At 32.7% G+C, this 17,181-nt stretch carries 11 protein-coding genes; 10 read left to right on the top strand and 1 reads right to left on the bottom strand.

The window, feature by feature from the left end; genetic code table 11:
- Positions 1–302: 302 nt before the first annotated feature.
- Positions 303–899: an RNA polymerase sigma factor gene (locus OZP12_RS13365; RefSeq protein ID WP_281225521.1), complete on the bottom strand. Its 597-nt coding sequence runs from the start codon at positions 897–899 to the stop codon at positions 303–305.
- 118 nt (positions 900–1,017) lie between these two features.
- Between OZP12_RS13365 and OZP12_RS13360 the strand changes: the two genes are divergently transcribed.
- The 10 genes from OZP12_RS13360 to OZP12_RS13315 all read left to right on the top strand — a co-directional run bounded on the left by OZP12_RS13360 (position 1,018) and on the right by OZP12_RS13315 (position 17,130).
- Positions 1,018–2,184 (top strand): FecR family protein, encoded by a 1,167-nt coding sequence (locus tag OZP12_RS13360; RefSeq protein WP_281225520.1) that lies wholly within the window; start codon positions 1,018–1,020, stop codon positions 2,182–2,184.
- A gap of 168 nt (positions 2,185–2,352) precedes the next feature.
- Complete coding sequence (locus OZP12_RS13355) at positions 2,353–5,682, top strand: TonB-dependent receptor (RefSeq protein WP_281225519.1); 3,330 nt, start codon at positions 2,353–2,355, stop codon at positions 5,680–5,682.
- Between the two features lie 21 nt (positions 5,683–5,703).
- Positions 5,704–7,164: a RagB/SusD family nutrient uptake outer membrane protein gene (locus tag OZP12_RS13350; protein WP_281225518.1), complete on the top strand. Its 1,461-nt coding sequence runs from the start codon at positions 5,704–5,706 to the stop codon at positions 7,162–7,164.
- Positions 7,165–7,200: 36 nt separating this feature from the next.
- Positions 7,201–8,259 carry a cadherin repeat domain-containing protein gene (locus OZP12_RS13345; protein WP_281225516.1) on the top strand — a complete coding sequence of 353 codons (1,059 nt, stop codon included), beginning with the start codon at positions 7,201–7,203 and terminating at the stop codon, positions 8,257–8,259.
- Positions 8,260–8,571: 312 nt separating this feature from the next.
- On the top strand, positions 8,572–10,281 hold the full coding sequence (locus tag OZP12_RS13340; RefSeq protein ID WP_281225515.1) for a DUF4091 domain-containing protein: 1,710 nt from the start codon (positions 8,572–8,574) through the stop codon (positions 10,279–10,281).
- Positions 10,282–10,714: 433 nt separating this feature from the next.
- The gene (locus OZP12_RS13335; protein ID WP_281225514.1) at positions 10,715–12,217 is read left to right on the top strand and encodes a Fic family protein; all 1,503 of its coding nucleotides are present in this window, start codon (positions 10,715–10,717) and stop codon (positions 12,215–12,217) included.
- A 115-nt stretch (positions 12,218–12,332) separates the two neighbouring features.
- The gene (locus OZP12_RS13330; protein WP_281225513.1) at positions 12,333–15,335 is read left to right on the top strand and encodes a DEAD/DEAH box helicase; all 3,003 of its coding nucleotides are present in this window, start codon (positions 12,333–12,335) and stop codon (positions 15,333–15,335) included.
- 146 nt (positions 15,336–15,481) lie between these two features.
- Positions 15,482–15,685: a DMT family transporter gene (locus OZP12_RS13325; protein WP_432419530.1), complete on the top strand. Its 204-nt coding sequence runs from the start codon at positions 15,482–15,484 to the stop codon at positions 15,683–15,685.
- Positions 15,678–16,442 (top strand): sensor histidine kinase, encoded by a 765-nt coding sequence (locus OZP12_RS13320; protein ID WP_281225511.1) that lies wholly within the window; start codon positions 15,678–15,680, stop codon positions 16,440–16,442. The genes OZP12_RS13325 and OZP12_RS13320 overlap by 8 nt, the downstream gene beginning before the upstream one ends.
- Entirely contained in the window at positions 16,411–17,130 is a 720-nt protein-coding gene (locus OZP12_RS13315; protein ID WP_281225510.1) for a LytR/AlgR family response regulator transcription factor, read from the top strand. Before OZP12_RS13320 ends, OZP12_RS13315 begins: the two co-directional genes overlap by 32 nt.
- The last annotated feature ends 51 nt before the right edge of the window (positions 17,131–17,181 follow it).

Here is a 17,181-nt window from a genome sequence, read left to right as displayed (position 1 = left end):
AACTTCTTTAAATCTTGTAAAAAATGGTTCGAAAACAGGTTCGTAAGGACCACCTTTTTTAAAGAGCCTCTTCAAGTACTTTATTTTAGTGATTCTTTTGGTTCGAAATCTACTTTTTAAATTTATTCATTTTTTATCAAGCCCTGTATTTACAGAATTATTTGATTCGAACCCTCTATGGTCAAAATATAAAATTCAAATTTTATTTTCTTAAGAATAGATGATCTTTTATATTGAGTTGTACTATTAAATGTTTTTATGTTAAGTGCTAATTTAAAATTCGATCAAATCTTGTGCCAATATTATAAATTGCTGTTATTCCCTTTTCCGTAACCAAAAAGCAAAAACAACATCATATTATAATTATCTTTTAATTTCTCCTTAAGAATTTTAAACGCCTTACTAATTTGTGCCTCAACAGTTTTAATAGAGACATCCAAATATTCAGCAATTTCAATATTGGTAAGTCCTTCTTTTTTACTGAGGATGAAAATTTGCTGACATTTTGGAGGGAGGTTTTTGATTTCTTGATTAATTAACGCTATCATTCGTTCGACAGTGCTTTCATCAGTATTCTCAACAACATTCTGTATTGATTCCAAGTATTTTTGCTGTAGTAGCATTTTAGCTTTATTCTGCTGATAACTGTTTATAAACTCATTATAAACAGATTTATATAAAAAACTCTGTATTGGAAATTCGGGTTTAAGTTTATTTCTACTTTTCCACGTATTTAAAAACACATTTTGTACAATATCCTGCGCCATTGAATGATCATTAACCAAAGTCATGGCATAAGCATGTAATTTTCTGTGAAATTTATTCAATAGAAATTTATAAGCCTTCTCCTCGCCATCTACAAGGCTCTTTATCAAAATTACATTATCATCAAAGTCCATAAATGAGTTATTATTTGGCAATAATAAAGAAAAAAAATAAATGAATATTTAAAAAAAAATCAAAAAGAGTTAGGGTATTGTAATTTTGCCTTGTATTATAAATAAAAACTCTCTGGAAATGGATTTCGAAGAAATTGAAATATTAATCATAAAGTACTTTTCTCAATCAGCAACTATGGCTGATTTGGATGCTTTAAACCAATGGATAGAAAAACCTGAAAATCAATCGATATTCGAGGAATATGTAAAAACACATTATGCAATTACACTGGCGATGGGTGATCCAGATATCAAATCAGTTAAAAAAGCACTTTTCGAAGAGATAAAAAAAGAAAAGAAAAAAGTACGTAAGATCAGATTGTATAGTGTAATGAAATATGCAGCAATTGCTATTTTATTTTTGGGAATAGGTTTTCTAATGCAGAAGAACTTTTTTAATGAAAATAGTAACAAGCAAAAATTAGTTTTAAATGAAAATGAAATTACTTTAAAGCTAGGCGATGGAAATACCAAAATCATTGCTGCAGATGGAACTTCAAAGGTGTATGATGCAAATGGAAAAGTAGTTGGCAAACAAAACGGAAAAGAGCTTGTTTACACAAGTAATGGAGAAGGTTCTGAATTAGTATACAATACATTAAGCGTACCCAACGGAAAGCGTTTTAATATTACATTGTCAGATGGGACAATTGTTCACCTAAATGCGGGAAGTTCAATTACATTCCCTATAGCTTTTTTGAAAAATAAAATCCGCAAAGTATTTCTTTCGGGAGAAGCTTTTTTTGAAGTAGCCCATGATAAAAAAAATGCCTTCGTAGTAAATGCAAGCAAACTGGATGTAAAAGTTTACGGTACCAAATTTAATGTAAGTAATTACCAGGAAGATAATTCAACTGACGTAGTATTAGTAGAAGGATCAGTAAGTATGGCTGAGTCAGCTGAAACAATTAATAGAAAAAATGAATTTTTCTTAACTCCTGGTTTTAAAGGAACTTTTAATAAAGAGAACAAGAAAATTTCTAATGAAAAAGTGAATACATCATTATATACTTCCTGGATGACTGGAAATTTAGTTTTTAGAGATGAATCATTCGATAATATCTCCAAAAAATTGGAAAGAAGGTATAACGTAATTATTATAAACAATAACAAAAATCTTTCCAAAGAAACATTTAATGCCACCATTGAAACAGACCATGAAAGTATTGAACAGGTTTTCAATTATTTTAAAAAGGTTTATCAAATAGATTATCAAATAGTAGAGAATAAAATAATAATCCACTAAACCAATGCCTATGAACTGAAGTTTTCTTTAAAATTAATATTAACAACGGTCACTTTATACCTATTCAGTATGTAATCTGGATAAAAAAAATCGGAAAATGCGCCAACATTTCCCGATTAGGTGAAGTGATAAAATCAAAGATTAATCACTATTTAACATTCCAAAATTATGAAAAAACCACCAAAGTCCAATGGATTATTGCCATCGAACTTAAAATTTGATTTGAAAATGAAGCTATCACTGTTATTTTTTATCACTGCAAGCTTTGTTATGCAGGCAAGCTTGTCATATTCTCAAAAAACAAAACTCTCTTTAAATAAAGAAAGCGTTTCTGTAAAAGAAATTATTGATGAAATTGAGTCAAGCAGCGAATTTAAGTTTTTGTTTAATACCAAGGCAGTAGATTTAAATCGTAAAGTCACTATAAAAGTAAAGAATGTACCCATTAACACCATTTTGGATTTACTTTTTAAAGGCACTGATAATTCTTATGAAATAGACAATCGAATGATTTTACTGACCAAAAGAAAGGAAAACAAAGCCGTTATTTCAACTCCCAATTTTATTAATTCGCCCCCAAAGCAAATTAAAGGAATAGTAACCGACTTAAAAGGTCAATCATTATCAGGCGCAAATATTGTTGAAAAAGGGACAAAAAATGGAGTTACAACTGATTTTGACGGAAAATATTCGCTTACAGTATCAGATGAGAACGCTATTCTTGTAGTGTCATTCATGGGATTTGATACTCAGGAAGTGTCAACCAAAGGTCAAACTACTATAAATATAAAACTGAAAGAAACTCCATCAGGTTTGAACGAAGTTGTGGTAGTAGGGTACGGAACTCAAAAGAAAAGAGATTTAACGGGGTCTGTAACTAGCATTAAATCCAGTGAATTACTTTCAGCTCCAAGTTCCAGTACTGCTGAAGCATTGCAAGGAAGAGCTGCTGGGGTAATAGTTCAAAACTCAAGTGGATCTCCATCTTCGACTCCTACAATTCGTATTAGAGGAGCAAATTCATTGACTTTCGGAAATGATCCTCTTGTAATTATTGATGGTGTTCAGGGAGGTAGTTTATCAAGTTTAAATCCAAATGACATTGAATCAACTGAAGTTTTAAAAGATGCTGCATCTCTATCAATTTATGGATCAAAAGGTGCAAATGGAGTAATTCTTGTAACAACCAAAACAGGAAAAAAAGGAGGTACTCGAATTTCTTATAACACCTATACAGGAGCAGATCATATAATTCGCCAATTACCGGCCTTAAATGCAACTGACTATTCTAATTTAGTTAATGAATATAGAATTGATAAAGGACAGGCTGCTTTATTTTCTCCGTCTGAAATTGCTGCAATGGGACAAGGGACTAATTGGCAAGATGCTATTTTTAGAGATGGATTCACTACGAACCACAATCTAAGTTTTAGCGGCTCAAACGATAATGTTAATTATTTTGTTTCCGGATCTATGCTTAACAAACAAGGCATTGTTATCAATACAGATTTTAAGCAATATACCTTGCGTTCTAATTTTAAAGTGCAAATAAGCAAGAAATTTGCTTTAGGATTAAACTCTTTTTATTCAAATGACAGAGCACGTAATGGCGATTCCGAAGGTGCAATCAATTCAGCATTACAATGGTCACCAACAAAAAACATCTATGAAAAAGATGGCATCTATACACAACCGGGTGGTGGAGTAGGACCTGTTTCATTATATAATCCTGTGGGATATGCTAATGAAATTGTAAACGAAAAATTCAGCAAAAGTTTTATTGTTTCACCTACCGTTGAATATAAATTCAATAATTATTTGAAGGCTACCAGTCAAATATCATACAAATACAATAGTGATATGACAGGTTATTTTAATAATCAAGTTGTTAATGCCGGGCCTGCAAGCAATGTAATGGGAAGCAGAACTGAAGCAAACTATAATTCATTCCAAAACACCAATATTCTTGCTTATCATCAAACTTTTGGAGACCATACTCTTGATTTTACTAGCGTTTATGAAATAACAAAAGCAGAAAATAGAATTCTTAGTTCATCGGCTTTAGGTATTCCGGTTGGTTTAGGATATAATGGTATTTCATTTGGTTCAACCATACTAAAACCCTATAACTTACTTTCCAATTCGGCTTCTGAGTCAATTATGGGTAGAGTCAATTACAGTTATAAAAGTAAATATTTAGTTTCTCTTTCTGATCGATATGATGGTGCCAGTCAGCTTGCTGAGGGAAATAAATATCAAAATTTTTATGCTGTTTCTCTTGGATGGAATTTAATGGAAGAATCTTTTATGCAAAATATGAGAGGCTTTCTCAAAGATTTAAAATTTAGAGCCAGTTATGGAACAGTTGGTAATTCAGCAGTACCAGCTTATTCTTCTCAATTATTATTTAATGCATCAGTAGATTCTAATAACAATCCGATACTAACGTTAAGCCAGATAGGAAATCCTAACCTGAAATGGGAAACTACTTCTGAAAAAAACATCGGAATTGATGCCAGTTTGTTTGCCGGACGAGTAAATTTTTCGGCTGAATATTATTCTAAACAAACCGATGATTTGTTGATGTGGCAAACTGTGCCTGTAGCATTGGGAGTAAATTCAATATTGACAAATTCGGGAACGGTTACCAATAAAGGATTTGATTTTTCATTAGGAGGAACACCAGTAACCACTGATAATTTTAAATGGAATTCTAATTTCGTCTTGAATTACAATGAAAATAGAATTTTAGCATTAGACGGTATTTCAGATACTATTATTTATTCAAGTAATGCTGACTATCCTGGTTTAGCAGGATCATTCGTTCAAATGGTTGGTCAGCCCATGGGTACTTTTATGGGCTTTAAATACACTGGAGTATGGAATGAGTCGGAAGCTTCGACTGCAGCACTATACGGTAAAAAACCTGGAGATGCTAAATATGTTGACATCAATAAAGATGGGAAAATTGACAATTCAGATGTTACCATCATTGGAAATGCTCAACCTAAAGTAACATTTGGCTGGAATAATACTTTTACTTATAAAAACTTGGATCTTAATGTGTTTTTCCAAGGTGTAAGCGGAAATAAAATTTACAATGAAAATAGAATTCGTAGAGAGTCATTTACTTCTGATGCCTTTCCAACCAATCCACTTGTAACTGAACATTGGACTCCTACTAATCAGGATACAGATGTTCCGGCATTTCAAGGAAGCGAAAATATAAATTCATCTAGATGGGTTGAAGATGGATCCTATATCCGTATGAAAAACATTTCGTTAACCTATAATTTTTCTAAACTATTAATAGAAAGATCTAAATTTCTTTCAGCAGCGAAGATATATGTTAGTGGTAGTAACTTGCTGACTTTCACAAAATATACTGGATTTGATCCGGAAGCAAGTATGGGAAGAGATGCTGTAGCAGCTGGAGTTGATCGAGGTGTCTATCCTTCTTCAAAAAGTGTAATTCTAGGTTTAGGCATCACATTTTAATAATATTTTAAAATCTTAGTTATGAAAAATTCTAATATATATAAAATCGTATTAGGCTTATTAATTGTGCCTATTCTAATGATAAGCAGTTGTGCGGATCTGGAAGAAGATCTTACAGGACAACCTACAGCGGATAAATTCTTTAATACGATAACCGATTTTAATAGTTTTCTCGCTGGAGCATATACTCCCCTAATTAAACTCTATGGTACAGATTATCCTTATGTTGCCGGAGCCGGAGCCGAAGACGTTCATACGTTAGTAGGCAGATGGAAAGGGCTTGAACAATGCAATATAAATTCGATGGGGAATCCAAACGAAATAACAGATCAATTGTGGAATTCTCATTATTCAAGTATTTCTGTTTGTAATACTACTTTAAGTTTGGCAGGGACTTCAAAACTATCTACCGATCAAATTTCGCCGATAACTGGTGAAGCAAAATTTATGAGAGCTTTAAATTATTTTTATTTAGTTAGATGGTTTGGTGAAGTGCCGATACTAACAGAATCAAATCAAATAAAGGCCTCAACAGAGCCGCAATCTTCGGTAAGTGATATTTATAAATTTATTGTATCGGATTTAGTAGATGCAGAATTAAAACTACCTTCAAGCCAAGCGCTTAAATCAAGGCCAACTAAATGGGCTGCCAAAGCACTTTTGTCAAAAGTCTATTTAGCTATGGCTGGATTTCCATTAAATGATACTTCAAAATATACATTAGCAAGAGACAAAGCTAAAGAAGTAATGGATTCTGGTGTTTATTCCTTGCAAACTAAATTTTCTGATTTGTGGCTTTGGAAAAACCGTTTATCAAATAATGAATTCATTTTTACTCTTTATGCCGATGTAACAACCGGAACAGGTAGTTGGGTTAATAGAGCAGTACGTCCATGGGATCATGGCGAAGGAGGCTGGGGTGATTGGGAAAGCGACAAACGTTTTCTTGCTCAATTTCCAGTTGGAGAACGTCTAAATGGAACCTTTTACTTAACAATGATAGATGGGACTAATTGGCAAAATACTGATTATGCTCAGCCTTATGTTGGAAAATTAAGAGATGGAGGAACAAATACCGGGGGCTATGCTGGTCCACCTGTTGCAGATCTTGCTGATGGATTTTTCTCTATTATTCGGTATTCAGATATTTTGCTAGTTTATGCAGAAGCAGCAAACCAAGCTGATGGAGCACCATCTGTTGCTGCTTATTCGGCCATTAATTCGATTAGAACCAGAGCAGGTTTGAGTCCAATTTCCGGTTTAAGTAAAGATAGTTTTGATAAAGCGGTACTTGATGAAAGAAACATGGAATTGGCTTTTGAAAATAATCGTTGGTTTGATTTGTGTCGCCGTCATATTTTGAAAGAACTTATGAGCGTTTGGTACCCAAATTCTGTTATTGATGATCACAATTATTTGTTGCCAAAACCAACGGATCAATTGGCTATAATGAAAGGTGTAAAACAAAATCCGGGATATTAATTGTCAATTTATTGATATTCTTAAAAAGCAATTACTATGAAAAATAAATTTATTCAAATATTTTATTTGTGCCTAGCAGTGATTATATCTTCTTGTAGTGAGGATAAATTACCGAATGATTCAACTTTGGAATCACCGATTGGGGCACTGATTTTAACAGTTAACGGAGTTGATTATACAGCAATACCAAAGTTGTCCAATGGTCAAACGCTTAACGACACATTATCCATAAATGTAAAAATTCCAAGTCCAACCGGAATCGTGAAGCAAATTTCTCTTACTGATAAAAATGCTTCTGCCAGCGTTAAACAAAATGACAATGTTGTTTTTGTAAAAAATGTATTGCCTATAAAAGTGACGAATGCGGGAGGAGATCATAATTACTATGTTAAAATGAATTTTACACCACCCCCTTTTATGTATTTTATAAAGACTTCTGATAAAGATGCATCAGGAAAGAAATATTTCTTAAATACATTAACTGCACAAAGAATCGTTTCCGGCACTTATGACAACAAATTTGAGGGATACATTGATTTGACAGGAACCAATTGGGATAATATTGGATTGATAAAATCGGATAAGACTGTTTATTTTGATTATAATGGTGGTTGGTGGCCTGAAAAATCTTCAGGTTCATTCAATTTAACTGAAGAAGCTTCTCCGGGAACAGGATATTTTTCTTGTTCTGGACCATGGGCAGACTGGAATTGGGCTAATGCCAACACATCGATTGTATCGCCAGGCATTTGGAAATTTAATTTTGATTCAAAGACCAATAAATTGGATTTGGTTGAAACACAATTTGCAATAACAGGTTCTGCGTCTGGTTCTGTACAAGCGATGACTTACTCGTCAATTGATAAAACCTGGTCAATAACTGCCAATTTAAATGCAGGAAAATTTAAATTTACGACTATTCCATTTGCAAATGGTGATCTCGTTGTTACTTATGGAGAATTGAGCAATAGTATCAGTACCGGAAGTCTGGTTGCAATAGGGAACGATATTCAAATAGCCAGTTCAGGCAAATATAAAATTCTATTGAACTTAAGTTCTGCTCCAAATTACAACTATATCATCACTAAAATTTAATCTGGTATAAATCATTAATTATGTACGGTATTTTTTAGCTTGAAGCTAACATTTCATTTCACAGTTGTTTCGTGAAATATTGAAATGCTAAGATGCTATTGCATAACTGTATCTTATTGTTAATTAAGTAAAAAACAAATATTAATCATCAGTTGAGTTTTATTTTTTTTGGTTTGAATACTGACCTGGCAGGTTTTTATAATCTGTTAGGTCTAAACCAAAAAGCATCGTCATTTAACTCCAACTCCTTGATTACCTAATTTAAACCAATATATAATCTTATCCATAGACATGGATTAATACAAATAGATTATGAAAAAAAACAGTCTTTACAGATCATTCTTTGTGTTATTTACACTCTTTACTTTTTTCTGTACCGAAGCCCAAACCGAAGGATACTATTCAAAACAATGGGGGACACTTAAAAACGAAACCAATGTTTCCTTTGCAAATAGTAATATTCATTATTCAAATAATAGAGTACCAGAAATAACGAAGCAAAATAGTTTTACTGCTAACGCATGGAGAGGAGAAAAAATTCATACGCAAATTTTATTATGGTCTAAAACTAATATTGACAAGGTGTCCTTTAAAATTTCTGATTTAATAAATTCAAAAGGAGATAAAATTGACTCAAAAAAAATAACGGCTTCGTTTATGAAATACGTTTGGACGGATGGGTATTTTGGAAATGGTTGTAGCCCTAGAAATAATTCAAAGTTAGACTCCACTCTTGTTGCAGATTTAATAGATACAGTTTCAACAGTTCCGATGAAAGCAAGAACAGTTCAACCAATTTGGTTAAATATCGAAGTGCCGCAAACGACAGCAACTGGAATTTATAATGGAAAAATTGAAATTAATGCAGGAAAAATATTTACACTAAATGTATCAGTCCGTGTTTTAAATCATGTTTTGCCATTAGCATCACAATGGAAATTTGATTTAGATTTATGGCAATATCCGGTTTCTATTGCCAAAAAACATAATACTCCTTTGTGGAGTAACGAACATTTTGAGCAGATGAAACCCTATTATAAAATGTTGGCATTAGCAAGCCAAAAAGTAGTTACCATCAGTATGATTGATGGAGGAAATCAAAGCAAAGAAGATTCACCTGGAATGATTAAATGGACAAAAAAAGCAAATGGTTCTTGGAGTTATGATTACAGTTTATTCGACAAGTATGTTTCTTTTGTAATGAGTTGTGGGATTACAAAGCGCATAAATTGTTTTACAATGGTTCCTTGGAATATGGAATTTACTTACTATGATGAGGCTTCAGGGAAAAATGTTTCATTTGTTACAACTACAAGTTCTGCTGAGTACAAAGATTTCTGGGAAGGAATGCTTAAAGATTTTACCAAGCATCTAAAAGAGAAAAACTGGTTCCAAATTACCAGCATTGCGATGGATGAAAGAAAGTTACCAGATATGCTCGCAGTCATAAAAATAATTAAGGAAGTTGACCCACAATGGAAGATTGCGCTAGCAGGAAGTTACCATCCAGAATTAATTGAATTGGTAGATGATTATTCAATTTTTAAAGCCAGTAGTTTTACCAATAAAGATTTGAAGTATCGAAATTCGAAACAATTGGTTTCAACTTTTTATACTTCCTGTGAAGGAGAAAAACCTAATATGTTTACTTTTTCTTCGCCTGCCGAATCGGTTTGGATGGGATGGTATGCTGCTTCTAAAGGCTTTTCGGGTTACTTACGCTGGGCTTATAATCTTTGGAACAAAAATCCTATGGAAGACTCACGCGGTGTTTTCCCCGCTGGTGATTTTTTTCAAATATACCCAGGCCCAAGAAGTTCTGTTCGATTTGAGAAGCTAATAGAAGGAATTCAGGATTTTGAAAAAATAAGGATTCTAAGAAAAGAATATAGTGATAAAAATAATTCCAGCAAATTAAAAGAATTGAATGAAGCTTTAGAAAGATTTGACATAGAACTTTTAGATAGTAAATCAGCAGATGAAATAATAATTTCAGCAAAGAAAATTTTAGAAAAATATTAATCTGCTATCGATCTGTAAGTTTTTTTAAATCATGTAAAAAATGGTTCGAAAATAGGTTCGTAAGGACCACAGAAATTTAAAAACCTCTAAAATCAAATGATTTTAGAGGTTTTTTTATAGTTCGAAATTTAGCCGCTAACTTAGGATGGATCAGGTGCAAAAGTAGGATCAGGGGATCAGGAACATATATTCCTTTGTAATCTCTTTTTTTCTAAATGGCAATATCAAAACTTCTTTGGCTATCTAATTCCAAGCAAAAAATACCCTTAAATTAGTTTCTAAAATTTATTTTACTCTTTTCAAAGCAATTTTACCCCAGAAATAAATGATAAAAAAGTTTGGTGTTAAAACAAATTAATTTTACCCTTTATTTAATAATAAAAACTAAATTTACCTCTTTAAAATTAGATTTACCCTAAAAAACAGAACGTAAATGAAAAAAGTTGGATTCACATGGCTTAAGGAAAAACTAGATATCCAAGGGTTTAAATTGACCCATGAATCATATATAGGGACAACGGATAAAACCGAATTAAGTTCCACAAATTCGATTGTGCGAACATTCAAATCTAAATATGATGTAAATATTGATCACCCAATGAGTCATTTAGAATTTGCTCTGAAATATGATGATTTTAATCTCGCGTTCATCAAGGAAATTTTCACCTCTGTTGGCCATCAAACAATAGTTGACTACATCAAAGAAAATCCAAATAGAAAATATCCAAGAATCATTGGTTACTTGTATGAGTTTACCGGAGGAAAACCTATTGAAGTTAACGTTACTGCAACTAATTATGAGAATATATTGAATGTCTCGCGATATATAACAGGGGATATTACAAAAATAACTAAATGGAAAGTAAACGATAATCTTTTAGGACAAAACAAATTTTGTCCTATAATCAGAAGAACCTCTGAACTTAGTGGGTTACTCGATTGGAATATTGAAGAAGCAATTGAAAATTTAAAACACAAATACTCACCAGAAATTTTTAAACGAGCAAGCTATTATCTTTATAAAAAAGAATCAAAATCTTCCAGTGAAATAGAGAAAGAAGAACCTTCACAAGACAGAATGGAGAAATTCATTGCATTATTGGAAGAAGCAGGGCAAAGAACCTTTGAAGAATCATTATCTGAGACCGAATTGGTACGTTTACAAAACGTCATTGTCGATCCCAGATATGCAGACGACGGTTTTAGGGATTTTCAAAACTATGTTGGACAGACAATGAGAGACTATACACAGAAAATACATTACGTATGTCCACCACCGCAATATGTAAAATTTCTGATGCAAGGGATACTTGATTTAAATAAAAAAAACAGTTCGACCAACTCAATTATAAAAGCTTCAATGGTATCATTCGGATATGTATATATCCATCCGTTTGAAGATGGTAACGGAAGAATTCATCGTTTTCTTATTCATGATATTCTTGTACGCGATGGTGTTGTTCCTAATGGTACAATACTTCCTGTTTCTGCTCAAATCCTTGCCCATATGGATGAATACGATACTACTTTGGAGCTACTTTCTAAATTGATTGAACGAAAAGTAAAATATGTTCTTAATGATGCAGGAGAAATGATTGTTGAAAACGCATCAGAAATAGAAGCCCTATACCGATTTCCAGATTTAACTAATCATACCGTGTTTTTGGCAAGAGCAATACAAGCTACAGTTAATAACGATATTCCTGAAGAGCTGTATTTCCTTCAATGTTATGATGAACTCAAAGGCGAGATACAAAACATAGTTGATATGCCCGATAATAAAATTGACCGAATGATTTTGTTCCTCCATCAGAACAAAGGAAAATTAGCTAGTCGTAAACGCGATTTTTACAAGGAGTTAAGTGATGATGAAATCAAGCAAATGGAACAGGCTTATTATGAAGTATTCCAAAAGAGAAAACATCCAAATCAATGAAATTTTTAACCAAGCAACAACAATATTAAATATTAGAAATCCTCAGGTCTGCAAATTGAAATTTCAAGATTGAAACAAAAATTAATGACAGGATCTAAATTATAAAGATCAAAAAATGGCTTCACCAACACCATTAGATGTAATTCAACTATTCAAATCCGTTTTTAGAGGAAGAGAAGATGTGTTTGCGGTTCGTTGGGAAAAAGGAGGCAAAAAAGGCTATATGCCAGCATATTTTTATGACCCATATCGGTATCGAATTCATAAAATAAATGGAGGTACTTTTCAAAATTACACAGATAAAGAATATTTAATTCTAACTGAAAGGGAAATTGAGAAACACCTTAATGGAGAACAACATATTGGTATTTATCCTTTACTCAAAGAAAATACATCTTGGTTTATTGTTGCCGATTTTGATAAAGTCCAATGGGTTGAGGACTGCAAAAAGTTTATAATTGCTTGTAATAAAATGGGGATTCCTGCTTATTTGGAACGTTCACGTTCGGGTAAAGGCGGTCATGTTTGGATATTTTTTGAAAAACCTTATCCAGCGATAAAAAGCAGAAAGATTTTCATCTCAATTTTAGAGCAAACAGGAGTCTTTTCTTTATTTGACAAGAGCACCAGTTTTGACAGAATGTTTCCCAATCAGGATTTTTTGTCCGGAAAAGGATTTGGAAATTTGATAGCACTTCCTTTATATAAAAAAGCCTATGAACAAGGAAACAGTTGTTTTATTGATATGGAAAGTCTAGAACCAATTCCGAATCAATGGGATTTTATAAAGAATATTCAAAGAATTTCGGAAATAAAACTTGATGAACTGCATCAGATTTACAACACACAAGAAAACACACCAAGTCCACTTATTCCCAAATCGAATAATGAGAAGCTAACCATAAGGTTGGCAAATGACGTGATAATTAATCGCTTTGCCATTTCTCTTCCATTGATCAACTTTCTAAAAGAAGAATTAAATTTTCTGAATGCAGAATTTTTAGTCAAAAAAAAGATTGGGAAAAATACTTTTGGAACCGAACGATATTTCAAACTAGTTGAAGAAACAGAAAACGAAGTAATTATTCCAAGAGGCTTTATTGGAAAAATAATTCGTTTTTGCAGAGAACATAAAATTGAATATGATTTCAAGGATGAAAGGGAAAAATTAAAAGAGGTATCTTTTTTATTCAGCGCACAACTCCTAGCACATCAGCAAATAGTGATTGACGCGATTGAAAAAAAAGATTTAGGAATTGTTGTTGCTCCGCCGGGTTCAGGAAAAACTATTGTTGGGCTAAAAATTATTGCGGAGAAAAAACAACCTGCATTAATCATCACTCATCGCAAACAAATTGCCGACCAATGGATTGAAAGAATCGAAACTTTTCTTGGAATCCCCAAAAGTGAAATTGGAAAAATAGGTCAAGGCAAAACTAAAATCGGTAAGCAAATAACTGTTGCTATGATCCAAAGTCTATCAAAAGAATTGGAAAAACCTGATGGAAGAAAAATTTTGAATGCTTTTGGAACAATTATTTTAGACGAATGCCACCACATCCCGGCAGAAACATTCAGAAATACAATTTCAAAACTGCAAACCTTTTATTTATATGGATTAACGGCAACACCATTTCGAAAATACAATGACGGTAAATTGATTTTTATTCATTTGGGCGAAGTAATTGCCGAAATAAAAACAAGTGAAATAAGCACATCTAAAAGGCCAAAAATTGTTATTCGAAACACTGAACTTGATGTACCATTCAATTCCAAGACAGACAAATTTGAAACGCTATCAAAAATCCTGATTCACGATTCTACCCGAAATAAATCAGTTCTTCAAGATGTGATTATTGAATTGAAATCTGACAAAAAAGTCGTTATTATTACAGAACGTAAAGAACATATTGACTCATTAAATCAATATTTAAAACAATCTTATGAAGTGATCACTTTAAGTGGAGAAGATTCTGAAAATAACAAAATCTCAAAATGGAAATCATTAAAGGAAGGGAATTATCAGGTATTAATCACCACTGGACAATTCTTTGGAGAAGGAACCGATTTACAAACTGCTAATTGTCTCTTTCTCGTTTATCCATTTTCTTTTGAGGGAAAATTGATTCAATACATCGGTAGAGTCCAACGATCGGAAATAGTTCCAACTATTTATGACTATCGAGATATCAAGATTGATTATTTAAACAAAATGTTTCTGAAGAGAAATACCTATTACAGAAAAATAGATAGACTTGCGACCTTATTTGATGAACCCGAAGAGGAAATTACTGTTTCAAAAGACTCTTTCGTTATTGATAAAAGAGTAAAAATTCCATTTGAAAACCTCGAATTCCGTTATGGTAGTTTTGCTTTTAAATACAATATTACCGAAATAAATACTGAACTTGAATTTGACATTGAAAATCTTGAAATCAGGCCGGAATTTGAAGTTTTGAAAGATTATTTCTCTAAAGCACTCAAAATTAAAACTATTTCAATTTCTATTTATGCTGAATTCGAGAATGGAAAAGTAATCTCACAATTAGCGGAATCCAATGATTTAACAAAGATAACTAGTGAACTGATTGAAAGTGTAAAATTTAAGTTTATTACAAAAACATTCTTAAGTAAACCAAATTTGGTTAATCAAGAAAACTTATTAAATATTCAGCAATTACAAAATCAAAATAATTTCAATTTGTATGATTCTGGAGATGAATTATTGAATGATTTTTTGAAGAATCAAAATTACAAACATCAAACGCATTTACAATATTTAGCCAAGCATCACGAGAGAACTGTTCTTAAAATCAGATTTGTTTTAAATCCATTTTCATTTGTTTTCCTTCTAGCAGGAAAAAAGGGATTTCATATTGTCTTAGAAACCTTAAATACAGAAGAAGCAACCTATGTTTGGCATTTTGACAAAGACAGGCAATTTATTCCTGACATATTAAAACAAATTGACAACTACCTAAATATCATTAGAAATAACGGCAGACAAGCTTTTATAGAAAATCCACCCAATAATTTCAGTAAGGTACTTCACGATTATTCCACGGATAAGAAAGGTTTTATCATTTGGAAAAATTTGATCGAAGAAAGGCTAACTTAAAAGTGTCCCGTCCTGTAGGACGATTCAAAGACGATTCAAAGTCCACTCAAAGGCATGGATAAAATCTACTTTGTGGATGATTGGGTTTTTTATAGCCCTTTTCCATCAGTATGGGATTGTTGTACAAGGCTTCATAAACTTTTCCAATTGGTACGGCTTATGCAGTTTGGACCGGAATTGGAGCAGTTGGAACTGTTCTCGTTGGTATTTTTTTATTCATAGAACCAGCGACATTTTGGAGACTTTTTTTCTTGTTTACTTTAATTCATCAATTATTGGGTTTAAATTTGTCTCGGCGCATTAAACGAAAACCAATTTTAATAGTTTCAACTCAAATGGAAAATGGATAGTACTCAAGGAAGCAATGGCGTTATATATCTGCTGCTGGCAATAATTCTGATGTTGATTTCGGTGCTTTGCTATCTTGTTTACCGATTGGTTCAATCAGGGAAAGCAAAAAAGAATGTTGAGGAAAAATTTGATTTGCTTGAAATGAAAGTCAATAATCTGCAGTTGGAAACATTGGAGTCTAAACTCAACCCGCATCTTTTCAAAAACATCCTCAATTCGATTCAGTCACATGCTTACCAAACCTATTTTGCTTTGGATAAATTGGCCAATGTTTTGGATTATATTTTGTATGAAAGCCAAAAAAAGTTTGTTTCCCCAAAAGAAGAAATTCAGTTTGCCCTGAATTTGATCGAAATCAACAAAATCAAAGTGAGTCCGCTTTTTGAACTGAAAGTGAAGGCCAAGATTAATGAAGAGGAAAAATTGTATGAGCAGAATCTTTTGGCTCCTCTGATTTCGATTGATTTAATTGAAAATGCCTTTAAGCATGCCGATTTGCAAAGTGCCGATGCCTTTATTTCGATACTGTTTGAGTTTAAGGATAATTGTTTCTATTTGACGGTTTCCAATAAAATTTCTGAAAAAAAAGCCCTGAAAAAAGAAAGAAGCGGAATTGGTGCCACGACCTTGGAACAGCGATTGAAAATTATTTACAAAAATCAGTTCAAATTGGATAAATTTGTCGAAAACGACATATTTGTTGCGCATTTAAAAATCAATCTTCTTGAATACAAAAATCAAATGTTTACTGCTTGACGATGAATTGCCGGGTTTAACTTACCTGAAAATGCTTTGTGAGCAAATTCCAGAATTAGAAATCGTAAAAGCGTTCAATGATCCACAAAAATTATTGGAAGAGGTTCCCAAATTCGATTTTGATTTGTGCATTTCGGATATCGAAATGCCGGGAATTGACGGGTTGACTTTGGCTAATTTGCTACAGGATAAATTGGTTATTTTTACCACTGCCTACAAAAATTACGCTGCTGAGGCATTCGATATAGATGCCGTCGATTATGTCACCAAACCCGTGACCAAGGAGCGTTTGGAAAGGGCTGTCGCCAAAGCTTTGGAACGTTTCCAAAAATTTGACAGTTCGAGGAAATTTATCCACTTGAATACTGATAAAGGAAAGTCATTGCTGTATTTTGAGCAGATCCAATACATCAAAACAGCAGCTGTTGATAGCAGGGACAAGGAAGTTTATTTGGCTGACGGCAGTATTTTAATTCTTAAGAACATCAATTTTGGCTCTTTATTAGATCAGCTTCCAAAGGCTGATTTCTGCCGAGTGAACAAAAAAGAAATTATTGCGATAAAGGCGGTACAGTATTTTAACCACACTGAAATCACTCTCTCACTTCATGAGGGAAAAGGAAAGCCAACTGTATTGGTTTTGAGCGAAACCTACAAAAATGATTTTTTGTCGAAAGTGAAAATCTAACTTATTACAAAGTTTTGCGCTCTTGTTACATCCCGCCAAAATTAGCCTGCA

Source organism: Flavobacterium aquiphilum, assembly GCF_027111335.1.
Taxonomy (GTDB): Bacteria; Bacteroidota; Bacteroidia; order Flavobacteriales; family Flavobacteriaceae; genus Flavobacterium; species Flavobacterium aquiphilum.
The sequence above is the reverse complement of the archived record's forward strand: the minus strand, read 5'-3'. Positions and strand labels throughout refer to the sequence as shown.